Genomic DNA, 20,826 nt, shown 5'->3' on the forward strand with positions numbered 1-20,826 from the left:
CAGCGCCCCTTTCCTAGAAACGCTCAAGAATAGTTATGGAGCACTGATAGAATGTCAGTCACAAGCACCAACAAGGAAACAGCCGCTCCGAACGGCGCGAAGCGAAAGACCAGCCTCGTGCACCTGCTGCTCGAAGGCCGCGCGTTCTTTTCGCTGATTGCGATCATTGCAGTTTTCTCGTTTCTTTCGCCGAATTATTTCACGGTCAACAATTTCCTCACCATGTCGTCGCATGTGGCGATATTCGGCCTGCTTGCCATCGGCATGCTGCTCGTCATCCTCAATGGCGGCATCGATCTTTCGGTCGGCTCTACTTTGGGGCTGGCGGGCGTGGTTGCCGGTTTCCTGATGCAGGGCGTCACCTTGCAGCATTTCGGCGTCATTCTTTATTTCCCGGTATGGGCGGTCGTCATCATCACCTGTGCGCTTGGCGCGTTCGTCGGCGCGATCAATGGCGTGCTGATTGCCTATCTGCGGGTTCCAGCCTTCGTTGCGACGCTTGGCGTTCTCTATTGCGCGCGCGGCGTGGCGCTGCTGATGACCAATGGCCTGACTTACAACAATCTCGGCGGACGGCCGGAGCTTGGCAATACCGGCTTCGATTGGCTCGGCTTCAACAAGCTGTTCGGCGTGCAGATCGGTGTTCTGGTTCTGGTGGTTCTCGCCATCATCTGCGCCATCGTTCTCAACCGCACCGCATTCGGCCGCTGGCTCTATGCATCGGGCGGCAATGAACGTGCGGCTGAACTGTCCGGCGTGCCGGTCAAGCGCGTCAAGGTGTCGGTCTATGTCATTTCCGGCATCTGCGCTGCGATCGCCGGTCTGATCCTTGCTTCGCAGCTGACGTCGGCAGGCCCGACGGCAGGCACCACCTACGAACTCACGGCAATCGCCGCCGTGGTTATCGGTGGCGCTGCGCTCACTGGGGGGCGCGGTACTATACAGGGCACGCTTCTCGGCGCCTTCGTGATCGGTTTCCTTTCCGACGGCCTCGTGATCATCGGCGTGTCCTCCTACTGGCAGACCGTCTTTACCGGCGCGGTGATCGTGCTCGCGGTTCTGCTCAACAGCATTCAATACTCCCGGCGATAATCGAAAGCGGCTCTGCCCACCGTTCCGGGTGGGGCCGCTGAAATTCGGGCGTATCGAAAGGTTTCCGGAAAGGCGCATGATCTCGAAAACGGCCTGATGGAAATAAGTACCGCCGGGGAACCGGCATAACGCAAACGAAAAATGTTAAGGGAGTGAGACCATGTTCAAGAAGGGAATGCGCGTTCTGTTCGCCGCTGCGGCAGCGTTGCCTCTCATCGCCAGCACGGCCTGGGCCGAAGGACTGATGACGATCATCGTCAACGATCCGTCCAACCCGTACTGGTTCACCGAAGGTGAAATCGCCAAGAAGACCGCCGAAGGTCTCGGCTACAAGGCTGTTGTCGGTGGCCACAAGGGCGACACCAACACCGAGAGCAACCTGATCGACACCGCTATCACCAACAAGTCGGTGGCCATCATTCTCGATCCGGCCAATGCGGACGGTTCGGTCGGTGCGGTCAAGCGCGCAATCGCCGCCAATATCCCGGTTTTCCTCGTCAATGCGGAAATCAACCAGGAAGGCCTGGCCAAGGCGCAGCTCGTTTCCAACAACGCGCAGGGCGCAGCCCTCGGCGCGACCCAGTGGGTCGAAAGCGTTGGCGACAAGGGCAAGTATGTCGAACTGTTCGGTTCGCCGTCGGACAACAACGCCGCAACGCGCTCGAACGGCTATGATACCGTTCTGTCGCAGTATCCCGATCTGGTGAAGGCCGGCAAGGACGTCGCCAACTGGGACCGTACCCAGGGCCACGACAAGATGCAGGCCCTGCTTCAGGCCAACCCGGACATTATCGGCGTCATCTCCGGTAACGACGAAATGGCTCTGGGCGCGATTGCCGCTCTGAAGAAGGCCGGCAAGCTCGATCAGGTCAAGGTCGGCGGTTTCGACGGTTCGCCGGATGCGGTCGCAGCCATCAAGGCCGGTGAATTGCAGTACACCGTTCTGCAGCCGGTTGCCGTGTTCTCGGAAGCTGCCGTCAAGCAGGCCGACAACTTCATCAAGACCGGCAAGACCGGCGTCGATCAGGAAAAGCAGCTCTTCGACTGCATCCTGATCACCAAGGACAATGTCGACAAGTACACCTCGCCGTTCGTTCTCGAACAGTAAGGTTTGAACAAGGCGCATCCCGGCAGCCCAGCCGCTTCCGGGATGCGTATTTCCAGAAGTCCCTCTCCTCAAGAAAGTCCCATGCAATCACTCGCTGGATTTTGGGGCTGAAGACCGCGCAATATGAAGCCTATCAGGCGATTCCGGAGCTTTCGGAACGCGCAAGCAAGGGGTCAAGTGACGGGCATGGCAGTGAGCAACAAAGCAAGCATTGACAAGCTTATGGCGGAGCAGGTGCCGAATGACAGTCGGCATGCGCGTCAGCTCGTCCGGCGCCAGCAGATTGCGGAAACTGTAATGGCTGAAGGCTCGATGCGGATCGAGGACCTGACCGAAAGGTTCGGCATCAGCCTGATGACGGCGCATCGCGACGTCGATGAACTGGTGAGCCGCGGCCTGTTTCGCAAGTCGCGCGGCATCGTGTCGGCGGCGCCGACAAGCCTGATCGAGGCAAGCGATCTTTATCGCGTCACCCGCCAGTCGGAAGAAAAGAAACTGATCGCCGAAGCGGCAATGCAGTTCGTCGAACCCGGCCAGGCGATTTTCTTCGACGATTCCACCACCGTCCTGCAAATGGTGCCGCACCTGGCCGAAAAGGGGCCGCTGACCGCTATCACCAATTCGCTCATCCTGATGAACGAACTGCGCGACATGAAGGACGTGACGCTGCTCGGTCTCGGCGGCCAGCTCTATAATTGGTGCAACGCCTTCGTCGGCGGCATGACCATCCACGAAATTCGCCGTCTTCGCGCCGATGTGGCCTTCATATCGATTGCCGCGATCACGGATGATCTTCTGTTCCACCAGTCACCGGAAATGGTGGAGACCAAGCGCGCCATGCTGGATTGCGCCGCCAAACGCATCCTGCTGGCCGATCATACAAAGTTCGAGCGCCGCGCCCTGCACAATTTCGGGGCCCTGACCGATTTCGATGTCGTCATCGTCGATGAGAACACGCCCTTTGCGCATATCGAGCGCATGGAGGCGCAAGGCATCAATGTCGTCGTTGCGCGCGCCCGGACAGGCGGCAGGCCGGACTAGCCTCAGCATATTTATCAGGAATACGATACATGCCTTCTCTGCTCGGAATCGATAGCGGCCTCACCGTCACCAAAGCCGTATTGTTCGACGTTGACGGAACCACCCTTGCCGTTGCGCGCCGCCGCGTTGCGCAATCGTTCCCGCGCCCGCGCCATGTCGAACGCGACATGGATGAATTCTGGAATGCGACCGCCGATGCGATTGCCGAAGCCATCGCCAAAAGCGGACGTCCAGCTTCCGACGTTCTGGCAATCGCCACCACTGCGCATGGCGACGGCATCTATATGCTCGACAAGGATCGCCGGCCGCTCGGCGCGGGTATCCTCTCGCTCGACAGCCGCGCCGTGGATGTGGCGGAGCGCTGGGTGAACAGCCCGGTCGCGGACCGCGCCATCGCCGTTACCGGCCAGTTGCCCCATGCGTCGGCGCCATCGGCCATTCTGGCATGGGTGAAGGAAAACGAGCCGGAACGCTACCGCCGCATCGCCCATGTGATCGCCTGCAAGGACTGGCTGCGCTTCTGTCTCACCGGTGACGTGGGCACGGATCGCACCGAAGCCTCCACCTCCTTTACCGATGTGAACACGCAGGAATACTCGAAGGAAGCGCTCGCTCTGTTCGGGCTCGATGCGCTTTGGGACGCGCTGCCGCCCATGTCGCGCTCCGATGAGATTGTCGGCAAGGTCTCGGCTGAATGCGCGAAGCGCACCGGTCTCGTTGCCGGTACGCCGGTTGTCGGCGGGCTTCATGACGTGACGGCCTCCGCGCTCGGCGTGGGCGGGCTTGGCATCGGAACCGTTGCAGTGGTTGCCGGAACCTATTCCATCAACGAAACGCTGTCGTCCGAACCGCGTGTCGACAAGAGCTGGTTCTGCCGCAACGGCATTGCGCCGGGCGAATGGAACAACATGTCGATCTCGCCCGCATCGACGGCCAATTATGACTGGTTCCTCGACAAGCTCTGCCCGGCGGAACGCCGCGAGGCGGAGGAAACAGGGCGATCAATCCACGACATGCTGCGCCCGGAAATCGATTCGGCACTGGCGAAGCCTTCGACGGCGATGTTCCACCCTTATCTTTTCGGCTCGCCCTATGGGGCGATGGCGAGCGGCGCGTTTTTCGGTCTGCGTGGCTGGCAGGATCGGGGCGACATGCTGCGCGCTGTGTGGGAAGGCATTGCTTTCAACCACCGCATCCATGTCGATCATCTGAAGGACGGATTTGCGATTTCCGCCGCGCGGCTTACGGGTGGCGTGTCGCGCAGTCCGGCTTTCGCGCAGATGTTCGCCAATGTGCTCGGCATGCCCGTTACGGTGACGGATACGGATGAAGCGGCAGCATGGGGTGCGGCGCTGTGCGCTGGCAAGGGCGCCGGTGTCTTTGCCGATGTCTACAACGACCCGCGCGATCTCGATGCCATCGGCCGCACCTATCAGCCGGATGCGGAGCGGAGCGCGCTCTATGAGACGCGCTATCAGCTGTTCAAGGAAATCGCGTCGGCACTCGGGCCGATCTGGCCGAAGATCGAAGCCCTCACGGATTGAAATGAAGGGCGTCCTTCGCCCAGAGAGACAGTGACATGAATGATTTCGTAAGTCTGGCCCAGATGAAGAACCGCATCGGACAGCTTGAGGCCGAAGGCGTGGATGTGCTCATTCTCGGTGCGGGCGTCAACGGGGCAGGGCTCTTTCGCGATCTAAGCGAGCAGGGTGTGAACTGCCTGATCGTCGACAAGGCGGATTTCGGTTCCGGCACCAGCGCCGCCCCGTCGCGGCTGATCCATGGCGGATTGAAATATCTGGAAACCGGAGAGTTCGGTCTTGTGGCGCAGTCCACGCTGGAGCGCAATCTGCTGCTGAAGAACGCGCCGCACAATGTGGAGCCTCTGCCGACCTTCATTCCCGTCTTTTCATGGACCAAGGGCATCACGGCGGCGCTGCGCACCCTGTTCGGTTCCACGACCGCGCCGCGCAGCCGTGGCGCCGTGCTGATCAAGATCGGTCTGGCGCTCTACGACTATTTCGGCGCGCGCGAACGCGTCATGCCGCGTCACCGTTTTCTGCTGAAGGAAACGGCGACGAAGGAAATGCCCTATATCACGCCCGCAATCGTGGCAGGCGGCATCTATCACGACGCAAAGGTCAGCCAGCCGGAACGTCTGGTCTATGAACTCGTGAGCGACGGCCTGCGCGCCAGTCCGAAAAGCGCTGCCGCCAATTTCATGACGCTCATTTCCGCTGAAAACGGCGTGGTGGGCTTCGAGGGGCCGGACGGTGCGAAATTCGCCGTCAGGCCAAAGCTGGTCATCAATGCGGCCGGGCCATGGATCGACCGGGTCAATGCCGCGCTCGGGAAACCGACCAAGATGATCGGCGGCACCAAGGGCTCGCATATTCTTGTCGACCACCCCGAACTGGTGAAGAGCCTTAACGGGCGGATGATCTATTTCGAGGCGGATGACGGGCGCATCTGCCTTGTCTACGACTATCATGGTCTGGCGCTGGTGGGTTCCACCGACATTCCATCCGATGATCCCGACAATGTACGTTGCGACGATCACGAGACCGATTATTTCATCGACAGCCTGCGTTCGCTGCTGCCGAAGCTCAAATTCGACCGCAGCCAGATCGTCTATACCTATAGCGGCATCCGCCCGCTTCCGGCGTCCAACGCTTCCGAACCGGGCCTGATCAGCCGCGATCATTCCGCGCCAGTGATCGAGCCGGACAGCGAACGTCCGTTCCCGATCATTGCGCTGGTCGGTGGCAAATGGACAACGTTCCGGGGCTTTGCCGAGGAAGTGGCCGACAAGGTTCTGACCCGGTTCGGCAAGACCCGGCAGGTGTCCACGCGCAATCTCGCCATTGGTGGCGGCAGGGACTATCCTGCCGATGATCGCGCCCGCAAGGCCTGGGTGACGAAATATGCCACCGAAACTCGGTTGCCCGCCGCACGGGTCGAGACCCTGTTGAAGCGCTATGGCACGACGGCCCTGCCCATCCTCCGCGAGGAAGCCGGGGCCTCGGTAACGATGTTGCCGGAAACCGAAACGATCAGCGCGACGGAGATCGCATGGATCGCGCGCAACGAACTCGTCGTGCACCTGGCGGATGTCGTACTGCGGCGCACGACCCTTGCCATCGACGGGGCGCTGACGACCAGCAATCTCGCTGCGATCGCCAGCATTGTTGCGCGGGAACTCGGCTGGGACGATGCGCGCAAGGCGCGGGAAATCGAGGCGGTCAACGTCGAGCTTGAAAAACGGCATAACGTGATTTTGCAGGCGCACCCCGCCAAAAGGCGCTGATCTCGTCGCGGACTTGATTTATGGTGCGTCTCTCTTATTCGAAAGGAAACGCGCCATGGATATCAAGCGAAACGGAACCGATCCTTCCGGCAAAGGCCCAGCCGACTGGTTTACGGGCAATGTCCGTATCGATCCGCTGTTCTCTCCAAACAATGCCAGGCGCGCGGCGGCGGCGACCGTGACTTTCGAGCCCGGCGCTCGCACGGCATGGCATACGCATCCGCTTGGCCAGACCCTGATCGTCACTGCCGGGCTTGGCCTCGTGCAGCGTGAAGGCGGGCCGATCGAGGAAATCCGGCCCGGCGACGTCGTCTGGTTCGAGCCCGGCGAGAAACACTGGCACGGCGCATCGGCCAACATCGCCATGACCCATATCGCCATTCAGGAACAGCTCGACGGCAAGGTCGTGGACTGGATGGAGCATGTCAGCGACGCGCAATATGGTGCGGGCAGGTAAATTTCGTCCCGGTTTTGGGCAGCTTTTCCAAACCTGCCCGGACGGTTGAGGGCCAAAGGCTGCGCAAAACGCAAAGATGATTGCGTATATTGCGAAGAGGTATTTCCTGTTTCCCCTATCATGTTGTTCTCAATAAAAACAAAGGGGAGAAGATAATGAAACGCATACTTCTTTTGCTTGCAGCCAGCGTCGCCAGCCTTGCCAGCGTGCAGGCGCAGGCTGCCGAAAGCGAAGCCTGCAAGTCACCCAAATTCTCCGATGTCGGCTGGACCGACATTACCGCAACGACGGCGCTTGCCTCCCTGCTGCTGGAAAAAGCCGGGTATCAGCCGCAAACGACTATTCTTTCCGTGCCTGTCACCTTCCAGTCGCTGGAAAACGGTCAGATCGATATTTTCCTCGGCAACTGGATGCCGCTTCAGGAGGAAGCGCGCAAACCCTATATCGAGGGCAAAAAGGTCGAGCAGGCCGGTGTGAACCTTCAGGGCGCGAAGATCGGTCTTGCCGCCACGGGCAAGGATCTCGGCATCAAGAACTACGCCGACATAGCCAAATTCAAGGATCAGCTTGGCGGCAAGATCTATGGCATTGAGGCTGGCAGCAGCGCCAATGCCACGATCCAGTCGATGATCGAGAAGGACAAGTTCGGCCTGAAGGATTTCCAGCTGGCGGAATCGAGCGAGCAGGCCATGCTTTCGCAGGTTCAAAATGCGGTGCGCAAGGATGAACCTGTCGTTTTCTTCGCCTGGACGCCGCATCCGATGAACATTCGCTACAAGCTGACCTATCTGCAAAATGGCGAAAACCTGTTTGGGCCGGACGATGGTGCGGCCACCGTCGAGACCCTGACCCGCAAGGGGTATGCAACCGACTGCCCCAATGTCTCGCGCTTCCTGTCGAACCTGAAATTCAGCACGGAGATGGAAAGCACGATGATGAACATGATCCTGAACGACGGCATGGAAGCCAAGGATGCCGTCACGAAATGGATCAAGGACAACCCGGCGCAGCTCGATGCATGGCTCGACGGTGTGACCACTACCGACGGCAAGCCGGCGCTTGCTGCGGTAAAGTCGGGTCTCGGTCTGTAAGTCGTTTACTGCCTCAATTTGCTCGGCGACTGACCGAAATGCCGCTTGAAGGCGCGGGACAGCGAACTGATCGACGAAAAGCCGGTCTGTTCTGCTGTGTCGGCCATGGAAAGACGGGTGTCGAGGATCAGCCGCCGGGCAGCTTTCAGCCGGAGCGACAGATAGTAGTTGCCCGGTGACTGGCCGATCACATTGGCAAACAGCAATTCGAGACTGCGCGTCGAAAGGCCCAGCCTGCGCGCCACGCTCGACACAGGGATCGGGCGATCTATGTGGGTTTCCATGATCTTTATCGCGTCGGCCAGTCGCGGCTCGCGATTGAGCAATCTCCCGAGGGAGACCAGCGGCTGCGCATCCGAAGCCTGTTTCACCTCATCATAGACGTAGAGGCTCGCGACATCGAGCGCGATTGAGTAACCATGGCGGGCGCGAATGAGCGCCAGCATCATGTCGAGCGCCGGGGCCGCACCCCCGGTCGTCAGAAGTGCCCCATCCCGCACCCAGCGATCCGATTGCATTTCGACTTCGGGAAAGCGCTGCGAAAATGCTTCCAGGTCTTCCCAGTGCGTGGTTGCCTTGCGGCCGTTGAGCAATCCGGCCTTTGCCAGGACCCATGATCCGGCTTCCACACCCACGATGAGCTTCGATTGCTTGGCAGCCTGCCGCAGCATGGCGAGAAGCTTCGGCGTCGCATGTTCCAATGCGTGAAAGGCGCTGACGATGATGAGGATGTCCTGCGCGCCAGCCTCGAATTTTCCGTCCGCCGAAACCTTGAGGCCGCTCGACGTGACCGGATCGCTGCCGTCCGGCGAGACCACGCGCCAGCGATAGAGCGAGCGGCCCGTCACGCGGTTGGCGCCGCGCATCGGGTCCAGCGTCGCGGCCAGCGACATCAGCGAACAATCCGGCAGGACAAGCAGCGTAACGGTCAGTTCTTCGTCCGACGGTTCAAAGATCATGCTCTTCGCTCTTCGCTCTTCGCCAAATAGATTTCGTAAAATGATAATCCCGGCATTTCGGGACCTGTCAAGCTCAGTGAAAATTGAGGGAAACGAACATGCCTTTAAAGCCTGCCCGCGAAATATTCATCACCGCTGCCGTCACCGGCGCCGGAGCCACCACGCATCGCTCGAACAAGGTGCCGGTCACGCCGCGCCAGATCGCGGACGCGGCCATCGAAAGTGCCGAGGCGGGCGCCGCCGTCGCGCATATCCATGTTCGCGACCCCGAGACGGGCGAACCGTCGCGCAAGCTGGAACTGTTCCGCGAGGTGGTGGATCACATCCGGGCATCCGGTGTCGATATCGTGCTGAACCTGACCGCAGGCGTTGGCGGCGATCTGGTTCTGGGCTCCTCCGAAGCGCCATTGCCGCCGGATGCCGCCAAGACCGACATGGCGGGCGCGACGGAGCGGCTCGCCCATGTCGCTGAACTCCTGCCGGAAATCTGCACGCTCGACTGCGGCACGATGAATTTCGGCGAGGGCGATTATGTGATGACCAACACGCCCGCCATGCTCAAGGAAATGGCCGCGCAGATACAGCGGCTCGGCGTGCGCCCGGAGATCGAGATCTTCGATACCGGCCATCTGCCGCTTGCCCAATGGCTGCAGCAGCAGGGCCTGCTTGACGATCCGGTTCTGGTGCAATTGTGCATGGGCATCCCGTGGGGCGCGCCCGATGATCTGGCGACGCTGGTTTCGATCCTCCACAACCTGCCGGACAACTGGATTTTCTCGGCATTCTCCATTGGCCGCAATCAGTTGCCCTATGCAGCGCTTGCCGTGCTGGCAGGCGGCAATATCCGGGTCGGACTGGAAGACAATATCTGGCTCGACAAGGGCGTTCTGGCGTCCAATGGCGATCTGGTCGAACGGGCCAAGGCCATCGCCGTCAATATGGGAACCAGGGTCCTGACGCCTGCCGAAGTCCGCGAAAAACTCAAGCTTACGAAGCGCTGGTGATATCCATGAACAGCCATCCTCCCAAGATCGCCTGTATCGGCAGCGGTGTCATCGGCAGCGGCTGGGCCGCACGCTTTCTGCTCAACGGTTTCGATGTTGCCGTCTACGATCCGTCGCCGGACGCCAGGGCGACGACCGAACATATTCTCGACAATGCGCGCAAGGCGCTGGCGGCGCTAACAACCGTGCACCTTCCGCAGGAGGGGCGGCTGTCCATTTCCGCTTCGCTGGCGGAGGCGGTTGAAGGGGCCGTGCTCATTCAGGAAAGTGTGCCCGAGCGCCTCGACCTGAAGCTTGCCGTAATGGCCGAGATCGAGGCCGCCTGTTCAGACGATGCGTTGATCGCGTCATCCACTTCCGGCTTCCTGCCGAGCAAGTTGCAGGCCGGGTTGCGGCATCCCGGGCGCCTGCTGATTGCCCACCCTTACAACCCCGTTTACCTGCTGCCGCTGGTGGAACTCGTTCCCGGCGAAAAGACCGCGGCGGCAACGATTGAAAGGGCTTCCGCACTCTATCGCCAGACCGGCATGGAGCCGGTCGTGCTCGAAAAGGAAATCGACGCTTTCGTCGGAGACCGGCTTCTGGAAGCGCTGTGGCGCGAGGCCCTGTGGCTCGTGCGCGACGGTATCGCCACGGTGGAGCAGATTGACGACATCATCCGCTATTCCTTCGGGCTTCGCTGGGCGCAGATGGGGCTTTTCCAGACCTATCGTATTGCCGGCGGCCCGGCAGGCATGCGGCACTTCCTCGCGCAATTTGGTCCTGCGCTGCAATGGCCATGGACGAAACTGACGGATGTGCCCGACCTCGATGACAGCCTGATTGACCGCATCGCCGATCAGTCGGACGCGCAGAATGAAGGGCTTTCCATCCGCGATCTGGAGCGGATTCGCGACGAAAACCTTGTTGCGATCATCCGGGCTCTGTCGCAACAGCAGCAGGGCAAGGGCTGGGGGGCGGGCGCGCTTCTCAACAACTATACCGCGCGGCTTGAGACGGCGGCGGACCGCCCCGATGCGGGTTCCGGCCCCGCTTCGGCTTCTCGATGCACGTGTGATCCCCGAATGGATCGACTATAACGGACACATGACCGAGCATCGTTATCTGGACGTGTTCGGGCAGGCGACGGACAGGTTTCTGGCGCATATCGGCGTAGATGACGCCTATCTGAAATCCGGTCACAGCTACTATACGGTCGAAACCCATATCATGCATCGCGGCGAGGCGAAGGCGGGCGACGAGTTGCATGTCGAAACGCAATTGCTTTCCTTCGACGAGAAGCGCGCCCATGTCTTTCACAGCCTGCGGCGAGGCGATGCGGAAATTGCCAGTGCGGAACAGATGCTGCTGCATGTCGACAGCAAGGCGGGCAAAGCGGTGGCGGCAAAGCCCGGCATCCGGGAAGCCCTTGAGCGGTTGTTCCATTCCCATCAGGAGATGCCGACACCGATTGCCGTCGGTCGGCATGTCGGGATACGCGGCTGACACGGCCGCGTTTGAACTACAGCATTTCCAGCAAAAGTGCGTAGCGGTGCCACGGTTCCTTGTGAAATGGAACTGCTCCAAGTCCCACCCGGCTGGCGGCGGCGGGTTTTATTCCGCCGCTTGCCGCAGCGAACAACGGAAGCTCAGGCCCCCGAACAGGCTTCCGTTGTTCGCATCGCTTGACATTTAATCAATCGATTGATTAAATCGGTATATGAGCAGATCGAAGAATATCGGGCAGGAGCAACCGCAGCCGTCGGTCGAACAGACGCGCGCCGCGCTTATCCATGCGGCATTGCAGCTTTTCGGGTCGAAGGGCTTCGATGCCACGTCTACGCGCGAGATTGCTGCGCTGGCCAAGGCGAATATCGGTTCCATCGCCTATCATTTCGGCGGCAAGGAAGGGCTTCGTTTGGCGGCGGCGGACTATATCGTGGAGACGATACAGGGGGTGGCCGGTCAGGCTCTCGGTCATTACGGGGTGATTGGCGCCTCCGCCGGGACCAGGGAAGAAGCGCGGCAAATGCTTGCCCTGGCGGTGGAGCGCATGGCGCAGTTCATCGTGGCGCAGCCGGAATCCGGCGAGATCGTCCAGTTTCTTCTTCGCGAGCTTGCGCATCCGACGGCCGCGCTTGATCGCATCTATTCCGGCGTATTCGAGCCGACCCATAAAAGGCTCTGTGCCATCTGGGAAGTCGCAACGGGCGAGCCCGCCGAAAGCGAAGGCACGCGGCTTCTCATCTTCACCCTGCTCGGGCAGGTCATCTATTTCCGTATTGGCCGCGAGGCGGTGAAACGGCGCATGGGCTGGTCCGCGATGGGTGCGGAAGAGGCCGGGGCGGTGGCGGCAGTTGTGCGGCAGAACCTGATGGCCATCCTTGCGGCGAAGGACGCTGCGAAAAACGGCGAGGTGTCGTCATGAGCCTTCTCTGTGTTCTCCCTTTTGCGTCCTATCTTTTCGCCGCATGCAGCGCACAGCCTCTGGCTGTCGGCTATGTCGAGGGCGAGTTCGTGCAGCTTGCCCCGCTGGAAGTGGCGCAGGTTCAGTCCGTGGCCGTCAGGCGTGGTGACCGTGTCGAACCGGGCAAGCCGATTGCACAGACGGAGGACGCGGACGCAAAGATCGCTGTCGCGCAGGCCGAGGCGGCACTGGCCCAGGCACGCGCCCAACTGGCGGATTTGCAGGTCGGCAAGCGCCCCGACGAAATCGCCGTTCTCGAAGCGGCGGTCAGGACCGCCAAAGCACAGGCCGACGATGCCCGGCGGACGCTGTTGCGCACGCAGGATCTGACGAAGCGCGGGGTGATGACGCAGGCGCAGCTCGATGATGCCGCCACCAAGGTCGAGGTGGCCGAAGCGTCGATCAATCAGGCGACGGCCAATCTTGCAGTGGGTCGCTTGCCCGCCCGTCCGGAAACGATCAAGGCGGCGGAAAATGCGGTCAGAAGTGCCGAAGCGCAGCTTGATTCCGCCCGCTGGCATCTGGCCAAGCGGACGATCGAGGCCCCGGCGGCTGGGCGGATCACCGACGTCATTCGCAATCCAGGCGATATTGCCGGTCCGTCCGCACCGGTTTTGACCATGCTGCCCGACGGTGCGGTAAAGCTGAAGGTCTACATACCGGAGGACAAGTTTTCCGCGATACGGGTTGGCGATATGCTGTCGGTGCGCTGCGATGGCTGCGCTCCGGGTTTGCAGGCTCGCGTCAGCTATGTTTCGCCCGACCCGGAATTCACGCCGCCGGTGATCTACTCGCTCGAAACGCGCCAGAAGCTTGTATATCTGGTCGAGGCGCATCCCGTCGATCCCGCGTCGCCTCTCCAGCCCGGCCAGATCGTGGACGTCGATCTGGCCCCCCGGTAAGCGGAGGCGGCAATGTCGAACGCCATCGATGTCAAAGGTCTCGTCAAGCGTTTCGGCGACGCTACCGTCGTCGATCATGTGAGCATGTCGGTGGCTGAGGGGGAGATTGTCGGCTTTCTCGGGCCAAACGGTTCTGGAAAGACCACAACCATCCGCATGATGTGCGGGTTGCTGACGCCCGACGAGGGGGAGGGTCAGGTGCTTGGCTTCGATCTTCGGACGGAAGGACTGAAGATCAAGCGTGAAGTCGGCTACATGACGCAGCGCTTTTCCTTCTACGAAGACCTGACCATCGCCGAAAATCTCGAATTTGTCGCGCGGCTCTACCGGTTGAAGCCGGTGAAGGACCATGTGGCGCGGACACTTGAGGAACTGGGCCTGACATCACGCGGAAACCAGCTGGCGGGCACGCTTTCCGGCGGCTGGAAACAACGGCTCGCGCTGGCCGCCTGCATCATGCACAAGCCGAAGCTTCTGCTGCTGGATGAGCCGACCGCCGGTGTCGATCCGAAGGCGCGGCGCGATTTCTGGGACGAGATACATCGTCTGGCCGATGGCGGGCTGACCGTGCTTGTTTCAACCCACTATATGGACGAAGCCGAGCGCTGCCACCGCATCAGCTATATTTCTTATGGCAAGCTGTTGGCGACGGGAACGGTCCGCGATGTCATCGATAAGGCGGGGCTGACGACCTTTATCGTCAACGGTCCCCGGCTTGGAGACGTGGCACGCGAACTGGCTGGCGAACCGGGTGTCGAGCAGGTTGCGCCTTTCGGTGCGACGCTGCATGTCGTAGGGTCCGACAGGGCGAAGCTCGAGGCGGCTCTGGAAAAGATCAGGCATCGTGAGGGCATTAGCGTCGAGGCGGGCGAAACCAGCCTTGAAGATGTGTTCATCCAGTTCATGGCCAATGCGCAGGACAATATGTCGAAAGACAGGGCGTCCCGGAGCGGTGAGCAATGAACGGCTGGTTCTCCTTCGAGCGGCTTGGCGCGATGCTGGTGAAGGAATTCATCCAGATGCGGCGTGACCGCATCACCTTCGCCATGATGCTGGTCGTTCCGCTGATGCAGCTCCTGCTTTTCGGCTTTGCCATCAACAACGATCCGAAGAGCCTGCCGAGCGCTCTGGTGGTGACAAGCCAGGACCATTATACGCGGGCCATGATTTCCGCTCTGGAAACAACGGGCTACTATCGCTTCGACCATGTTGTGCAGAGTGCGGCCGAAGCGGAAGCGCTGATAGCCAGCGGCGCGGTTTCCTTCGTGGTGACGATCCCGTCGGATTTTGCAAGGCGGGTCGATGCGGGCGAGCAGCCGCAGATCCTGATCGAGGCTGACGCGACCGATCCGTCGGTGGCAAGCGGTGCGATTTCCACGCTCGGAACCGTCGCCGGTCAGGCGCTTTTGCGTGAACAGGGCAAGCAAGCCGAAGCCGCCGATGCAGCGCGGGGGCAGCTACAGGTCGTCGTGCACCGCCGCTATAACCCGGAAGGCGTTTCGCAATACAATATCGTTCCCGGCCTGCTGGGGGTGATCCTGCAAATGACCATGGTGATGATGACCGCCATGGCGCTGACCCGCGAAACCGAGCGCGGCACGATGGAAAACCTGCTCGCAATGCCCGCCACGCCCGCCGAAATCATGCTGGGCAAGGTGCTGCCGTTTCTGGCCGTCGGCGGTGTGCAGGTCGTGGTGGTGCTGGCCGCAGCCAAGCTTTTGTTCGGTGTGCCCTTCGTGGGATCGCTGGCGCTTCTGCTGACCTGTGTCCTGATCTTCGTCCTGTCGCTCGTCCTGCTCGGCTATACGATTTCCACAGCATCGCGCACGCAGATGCAGGCCATGCAGCTTACCTTCTTCTTCTTCCTGCCTTCGCTGATGCTGTCCGGCTTCATGTTCCCGTTTCGGGGTATGCCCGATTGGGCGCAGGCGTTGGGGGAGATCTTTCCCCTCACGCATTTCCTGCGTATCGTCCGCGCCGTCATGCTGAAGGGCGCCCACCTTTCCGACATTGCCGGAGAGGTGAACGCCCTCTTGTTCTTCGTGGTGCTGTTTGCGTCGCTGGCGCTGTTAAGGTTCCGGCGGACGCTGGATTAGCAGGCCGATGGAGCCAGCGCCGCTTTCGGACGGCGCGAGAGCGTGAACAGCAGTCCGGCTGCCGCCAGCAGGCCGCCTGCGACCGGAATGGCCGCATAGCCATAGCCTGCGCTGATCACGCCGCCGCCAAGGGCCGCGCCCACCGCATTGCCGAGGTTGAACGCGCCAATGTTGATCGACGATGCCAGCCCCGGCGCTTCCGATGCGGCCTGCATCACGCGGGTCTGAACCGGGGGAACGATGGCGAAGGCCGCAGCACCCCAGGCGAGGAGGCCGATTGCAGCGCCGATATGGCTGCCCAGCAGCAGCGGCAATGCCAGGCTGATGATGGCAAGTGCTGCAAGGAATATCCGCGTCGCACCATTGAGCGACCAGTCGGCAAGGCGTCCGCCGAGCGCGTTGCCAATCGTGAAGCCCACGCCGATGAGGATGAGCGCCAGCGTCACGAAACCTTCCGAAGCGCCGGTGCGGTCGGCCAGTACAGGCGCTACATAGGTGTAGAGCGTGAACATGGCGCCAGCACCCATGACGGTGGTCGCGAGCGACATCAGCACGGTCGGGCGCATCAGCACGCCAAGCTCGCGGCGAATGTCGGGCATCTTGCCTGCTTCACCACGCGGCAGCGAAAGCCAGAGTGCCGAGATGGCCAGCAGGCCCAGAACGGCAGTGCCGGCGAACGACATGCGCCAGCCGATCTGCTGGCCGATCCAGGTTGCAGCCGGGACGCCCCCGATATTGGCTATCGTCAGGCCCATGAACATGGTGGCAACGGCGCTCGCCCGCTTTTCAGGCGGCACGACGCTGGCTGCAACAATGGAGCCGAGGCCGAAGAATGCGCCGTGATTGAGGCTTGTTACCAGACGCGCTGCAAGCAGCGTCCAGTAATCCGGCGCAAGGGCGGAAAGGATATTGCCAACCGTGAAGATGCCCATCAGGAGCATCAGCGCCGTGCGCTTTCCAAAGCGCCCGAAGGCAAGCGTCATGATCGGTGCGCCGACCATGACGCCGATGGCATAGGCGCTGACCAGAAGGCCCGCCGTCGGAATGGAAACGTCGACGCCATCGGCAATAACCGGCAGCAGGCCCATGGGCGCAAATTCCGTGGTGCCAATACCGAAGGCACCGATTGCAAGCGCCAGAAGCGGCCAGTTGAAACCGGCCGTGTTCGTTGCGCTTTCCTGTGCATTTGCAGCACTCATCTGAAATTCTCCGTTATTTCTTCAATTGTCCCAGACGGGCGCCAGTCCGGCAGGGCTGACCAGTCGTCCATCGGGGCGGGCGAGTTTGGAAATCGCCGTCATGTCTTCAGCGCTGAGATCAAAGTCGAATATGTCGAAATTTTCAGCGACACGTTCAGGCTTGGCCGTCTTGGAAAGCGCGATGAAGCCGCGTTCGATCAGCCAGCGCAGGCCTACCTGAGCGGCTGTCTTGCCGTATCGGGCGCCGATGGCCTGCAGGGCGGGATCGCGCGGCACTGCGCCGTCTGCCATGCCGTAATAGGCGGTGATGGCAACGCCTGCGGCTTTTGCGGCATCGGCCACGGCATTCTGGTCGAGATAGGGGTGTGCCTCGATCTGGTTGGTGACGATGGGTGCGGCACTGCGTTCGATGGATTGGCGCATCTGGGCGACATTCTGGTTGCTCACGCCGATGAAGCGTGTCCTGCCTGCCGCCTGCACCGCGTTCAGCATGTCGATCTGATCGGCGATAGCCACCTTGTCGGCGGGCCAGTGCAGAAGCAGGAGGTCAACCTGATCGACCTTCAGCTTGTCGAGACTCTCATCGACGGACGCGCCGAATTTTTCCGGGCTGTAATTGTCCACCCAGACTTTCGTGGTCAGGAACAGGTCTTCGCGCCGTGCGCCCGCTTTTTCCAGTGCACGACCGAGGGCCGCTTCGTTCTGGTAGATCTGCGCCGTATCGAAATGGCGGAAGCCGGCTTCCAGCGCCGCCGGGACAACGCTTTCCACTTCGGCATCCGTCATGCGGAAAACGCCGAAGCCGAGCGCGGGTATGGCCGCGCCATGTGCGTTCACGATTTTCATGTCATCTCCTGTCGGTTGGCCTTCGGCGTATCGCGTCGGTTGCGCGAGCTTGGGAGGCTCATGCTTCGGGCCATGAATTTTCAGAGCCTTGTACCAGTCAGCTTTCGGTCAGGTCTGATCTCGGCTGCACAGATAGGACAATCGCGCGGGCTTGAAAATCCGCTCGGAATCCACATTATCTGTGAAACGATTTCACAGATGGAGCGGGCGATGGACAATCGCATCGGCGAAATGCAGGTTTTTATGCGGGTCGTGGAAGCAGGCAGTTTCTCGGAGGCCGCCCGGCTCCTGCGCATGAACCCTTCGACCATCAGCAAGCTCATATCCCGTATCGAGGCGCGGCTCAGCGTGCGGCTTCTGGAACGTTCGTCCCGACGCCTGTCGCTGACGAGCGAGGGGCAGATTTACTACGAACGCAGCCAGGGATTGCTGCGCGATTTCGAGGAGGTCGAACGCGAGCTTTCCCAGGGTTCGGCAAGCACCGGCGGAACGGTGCGCGTCAATGCTTCGGTGGCGCTGGGTACGCTGGCGCTGGAGCCGCTATTGCCGGAATTTCTCGCGGCTTATCCGAATATCGTCATCGACCTCTCCCTGTCGGACGAACTGGTCGACCTTTATCTCGACCGCACCGATGTGGCTTTCCGCATCGGCACCCTGCCCAATTCCAGCATGATGGCGCGCAAGCTCGGCACGGCCCGGCGCAAGATCGTGGCGGCTCCCGCCTATCTGGAGCGCCGCGGCACGCCCATGACTGTCGATGATCTTGCCGAGCACAATTGCATCGGTTTCAATTTTCGCCGCGCCGCGCCCGTCTGGCCGCTGAAGGAAAGCGGCCGCATCGTGGATCGTGCGGTCTATGGTTCTCTGTTGGCCAATAACGGGGAAACGGTCCGGCGCATGGCGGTCGCAGGTTTGGGGCTCGCCCGGATCGGCGACTATCACGCGCGGAACGACCTTGCTTCCGGCGCATTGGTGGAAGTTCTCTCGGAGGCTGTGGAGAACGACACGGAGGAAGTTCACGCGGTGTTTCTGGGCGGCGCCCGGCTGCCGCAACGGGTCCGCGTTTTCCTTGATTATGTCGTGCCGCGCCTGCAGGCCTATCTCGCGGCGCAATAGGCGCGTCTGTCGAATCATCAGCGGTGATCCCTCGGAAATGCCGGATTTCCGGGGCGAGACGGGCGCTTTTCCGAAATTATTTTGGTTTCCGATAGCTTAACGATTTCAGCTTGTTGCTGTGGCGCGCCCGCGTGTTCACGATGAGGTGCTCCGCTTTTGTGTTGACTATTAACATTCCGTTAACCACAGTTTGTTGCAATATGTTACAAAGCGTTATCATCCTGTTTTCAGAACGAGGTGTGGATTGGACAAAAAGCGGCAGACCAGACAGCTAACCTTGCAGGCAAGGGAGAGGTCTGCCGTAGCCGACATGACGTCGTTCTGGGGGCTGATGCGCGCCTACTGGATCTCCGATCGCTGGAAGGAAGCCTGGGTTCTTACTCTCGCGATCTTTCTGATGACGGCTTTCGTGAGCAAGACTACCGTGTGGGTGGCCGAGGCTTCGGGCCTCCTCATGAATTCCATCGTCAATGTCAACACTGCGCCTGTGCAGCACCCTCTCATGACGATAGCCGCCAATGCGGGCATTCTTGTTCTGCTGATGCTGGCAAAGGACGTGATGCTGGTCGGCTCCCGCCATTTCCTGTCCACCACGCTGCATCGCAAATGGCGCAAATGGCTGAACGACCAGTTCTCCACCGCGCTGTTGAACGGCAGGCACACGCATTTCCATTTGCAGCAGGGCAGGGGCAAGGACCAGCCCGACAACATCGATCAGCGCCTGCAGGAGTCGATCAAGGGAATGACCGGCGGCGCCATTGGCCTCGTCATGGGGATTGTCGGCGTGTTCCTGTCGGCTTTCTTCATCGGACAGAAGCTGATCGAGATGTCTACCCACGTGGAGGGGCTGGATTTCCTTGGCAGCTACGGCAGCGCCGTTCTGGCCTTTGCGGCAATCGTCGTCTATGTCCCGCTCGGCACGCTGGTCGCCATCAAGATCGGCAAGCGACTGGAGCGTCTCAATCTCGGCATCCAGAAAGCCGAAGGCTCCTATCGTGGTGAGTGGACGACGCTGCTGCGCCGCAGTTTCCAGATTTCTGCATCCGGCGGTGAGGCAGTGCAGCGCTCTGTCAACGACCGTCTGTACAAGGATGTCGACGGCACTTGGAACCGGCTCAACCGCTTCGATGCCGCCTATCTCGCCTTCTCGCAGGCCTATGGCTTTCTCTCGAACCGCATCGTTGCCTATATTCCGGGCCTTCTGCCCTATATGAGCGGCTCCGTCAGTTTCCGTAATTATGTAACCGGCGCTGAACTTGTCGCGGCGATGATCAATGACTGCTCATGGTTCATTCAGGTCATGCCTGCGATTGCCAATCTCCGCGCCAATGCGGGCCGTGTGACCGGTCTCGCGCAGGCCATCGAGAATGTTCAGGAGCCTGCGGAGTTCTACAGCCGGTCGGGCATCAATCGTTTCGCCTTCGCGCAACAGCATCCGCGCTTCGGACTGTCCGTGCGCAATCTCACGCTTATGCAAGGGCCGGACAGTGAAGCACCGTTCCTGCGCTCCGGCGTGATCAATATTCGCGCGGGCGACTGGGTTTACATGCGTGGCGAATCCGGTTCCGGCAAAACTTCATTCATGAAGGCGCTCAACGGCCTGTGGCCCTATGGGACCGGCGATATCATCTACCCGCAGAACGCGACCTCGCTTTATGCGACGCAGGAGGCCAAGTTCCCTTCCGTAACGCTGAAACAGCTTGTCGCCCTGCCTGCCGATGAAGACCGTTTCAGCGACCTTGCTGTCGCGGCCGTCCTGCACGAGGCGGGACTGGGCGAATTCATCGAACGCATGAACGATGCGGACGCCGATGGCGCGCCGTGGGACATGATCCTCTCTGGCGGCCAGAAGCAGAAAATCGTGCTGGCGCGCATTCTCCTGCACAAGCCGTCGATCATCTTCCTCGATGAAGCGACCGGGGCGCTCGATCCCGCTGCGAAGACGCGGTTCCATGAGGCGCTGAAGACGCGCTGCCCGCAGGCCATCGTCATCAGCATCATGCATGAGGACAAGCTGCCGCTGCTGGAAAACGGCCAGAATGTCTATTCGCACGTCCTGGATATCCGCAACGGCTATGTCTCGCTGCGTCCCGTTCATTTCGATACGCTGCCGGATATCGCTGCCGAAACCGCTCTCATCGCCGCCGAATAGAGCCTTTCGC

17 protein-coding genes and 1 pseudogene are annotated in these 20,826 nt (G+C 60.8%); 15 read left to right on the top strand and 3 right to left on the bottom strand.

Annotation, left to right across the window (positions count from 1 at the left end):
• Nucleotides 1-51: 51 nt before the first annotated feature.
• From OINT_RS13425 to choX, 7 genes are all read left to right on the top strand, one after another.
• Entirely contained in the window at nt 52-1,092 is a 1,041-nt protein-coding gene (locus OINT_RS13425; protein WP_006468387.1) for an ABC transporter permease, read from the top strand.
• A 160-nt stretch (nt 1,093-1,252) separates the two neighbouring features.
• Nucleotides 1,253-2,200 carry a D-ribose ABC transporter substrate-binding protein gene (locus OINT_RS13430; RefSeq protein ID WP_006468388.1) on the top strand — a complete coding sequence of 316 codons (948 nt, stop codon included), beginning with the start codon at nt 1,253-1,255 and terminating at the stop codon, nt 2,198-2,200.
• Nucleotides 2,201-2,386: 186 nt separating this feature from the next.
• Nucleotides 2,387-3,241, top strand: coding sequence for a DeoR/GlpR family DNA-binding transcription regulator (locus tag OINT_RS13435; RefSeq protein WP_006468390.1), 855 nt, complete (start codon nt 2,387-2,389; stop codon nt 3,239-3,241).
• A gap of 29 nt (nt 3,242-3,270) precedes the next feature.
• Nucleotides 3,271-4,785, top strand: coding sequence for an FGGY-family carbohydrate kinase (locus tag OINT_RS13440; protein ID WP_006468391.1), 1,515 nt, complete (start codon nt 3,271-3,273; stop codon nt 4,783-4,785).
• A 35-nt stretch (nt 4,786-4,820) separates the two neighbouring features.
• Nucleotides 4,821-6,548, top strand: coding sequence for a glycerol-3-phosphate dehydrogenase/oxidase (locus OINT_RS13445; RefSeq protein WP_006468392.1), 1,728 nt, complete (start codon nt 4,821-4,823; stop codon nt 6,546-6,548).
• 55 nt (nt 6,549-6,603) lie between these two features.
• Nucleotides 6,604-7,005: a (R)-mandelonitrile lyase gene (locus OINT_RS13450; protein ID WP_006472455.1), complete on the top strand. Its 402-nt coding sequence runs from the start codon at nt 6,604-6,606 to the stop codon at nt 7,003-7,005.
• Nucleotides 7,006-7,160: 155 nt separating this feature from the next.
• Nucleotides 7,161-8,096: a choline ABC transporter substrate-binding protein gene (gene choX / locus OINT_RS13455; RefSeq protein ID WP_006472456.1), complete on the top strand. Its 936-nt coding sequence runs from the start codon at nt 7,161-7,163 to the stop codon at nt 8,094-8,096.
• A gap of 5 nt (nt 8,097-8,101) precedes the next feature.
• On the opposite strand, the gene OINT_RS13460 is transcribed toward choX, so the two are convergent.
• Nucleotides 8,102-9,055, bottom strand: coding sequence for a GlxA family transcriptional regulator (locus tag OINT_RS13460; protein ID WP_006468395.1), 954 nt, complete (start codon nt 9,053-9,055; stop codon nt 8,102-8,104).
• A gap of 98 nt (nt 9,056-9,153) precedes the next feature.
• Between OINT_RS13460 and OINT_RS13465 the strand changes: the two genes are divergently transcribed.
• From OINT_RS13465 to OINT_RS13495, 6 genes and pseudogenes are all read left to right on the top strand, one after another.
• Complete coding sequence (locus tag OINT_RS13465; RefSeq protein WP_006468396.1) at nt 9,154-10,059, top strand: beta-keto acid cleavage family enzyme; 906 nt, start codon at nt 9,154-9,156, stop codon at nt 10,057-10,059.
• Between the two features lie 5 nt (nt 10,060-10,064).
• Nucleotides 10,065-11,544: pseudogene (locus OINT_RS13470) on the top strand (carnitine 3-dehydrogenase).
• 214 nt (nt 11,545-11,758) lie between these two features.
• Nucleotides 11,759-12,466, top strand: a complete 708-nt coding sequence (locus OINT_RS13480; protein ID WP_006468400.1) for a DUF1956 domain-containing protein — start codon at nt 11,759-11,761, stop codon at nt 12,464-12,466.
• Nucleotides 12,463-13,407, top strand: a complete 945-nt coding sequence (locus OINT_RS13485; RefSeq protein WP_006468401.1) for an HlyD family secretion protein — start codon at nt 12,463-12,465, stop codon at nt 13,405-13,407. Before OINT_RS13480 ends, OINT_RS13485 begins: the two co-directional genes overlap by 4 nt.
• Nucleotides 13,408-13,419: 12 nt before the next feature.
• On the top strand, nt 13,420-14,370 hold the full coding sequence (locus OINT_RS13490; protein WP_006468402.1) for an ABC transporter ATP-binding protein: 951 nt from the start codon (nt 13,420-13,422) through the stop codon (nt 14,368-14,370).
• Nucleotides 14,367-15,503, top strand: coding sequence for an ABC transporter permease (locus OINT_RS13495; RefSeq protein ID WP_006468403.1), 1,137 nt, complete (start codon nt 14,367-14,369; stop codon nt 15,501-15,503). Before OINT_RS13490 ends, OINT_RS13495 begins: the two co-directional genes overlap by 4 nt.
• Here the strand turns inward: OINT_RS13495 and OINT_RS13500 are convergent.
• The gene (locus tag OINT_RS13500; protein ID WP_006468404.1) at nt 15,500-16,702 is read right to left on the bottom strand and encodes an MFS transporter; all 1,203 of its coding nucleotides are present in this window, start codon (nt 16,700-16,702) and stop codon (nt 15,500-15,502) included. The two genes, OINT_RS13495 and OINT_RS13500, sit on opposite strands and share 4 nt — an antisense overlap.
• 21 nt (nt 16,703-16,723) lie before the next feature.
• A complete protein-coding gene (locus tag OINT_RS13505; protein ID WP_006468405.1) occupies nt 16,724-17,548 on the bottom strand; it encodes an aldo/keto reductase in 825 nt (274 codons plus the stop codon).
• Nucleotides 17,549-17,758: 210 nt separating this feature from the next.
• Here OINT_RS13505 and OINT_RS13510 point away from each other — a divergent pair, with 210 nt between their 5' ends.
• On the top strand, nt 17,759-18,664 hold the full coding sequence (locus tag OINT_RS13510; RefSeq protein WP_006472458.1) for a LysR family transcriptional regulator: 906 nt from the start codon (nt 17,759-17,761) through the stop codon (nt 18,662-18,664).
• 244 nt (nt 18,665-18,908) lie between these two features.
• Entirely contained in the window at nt 18,909-20,816 is a 1,908-nt protein-coding gene (locus OINT_RS13515) for an ABC transporter ATP-binding protein/permease (RefSeq protein ID WP_006472459.1), read from the top strand.
• The last annotated feature ends 10 nt before the right edge of the window (nt 20,817-20,826 follow it).

It is taken from the genome of Brucella intermedia LMG 3301, assembly GCF_000182645.1.
Classification (GTDB): domain Bacteria; phylum Pseudomonadota; class Alphaproteobacteria; order Rhizobiales; family Rhizobiaceae; genus Brucella; species Brucella intermedia.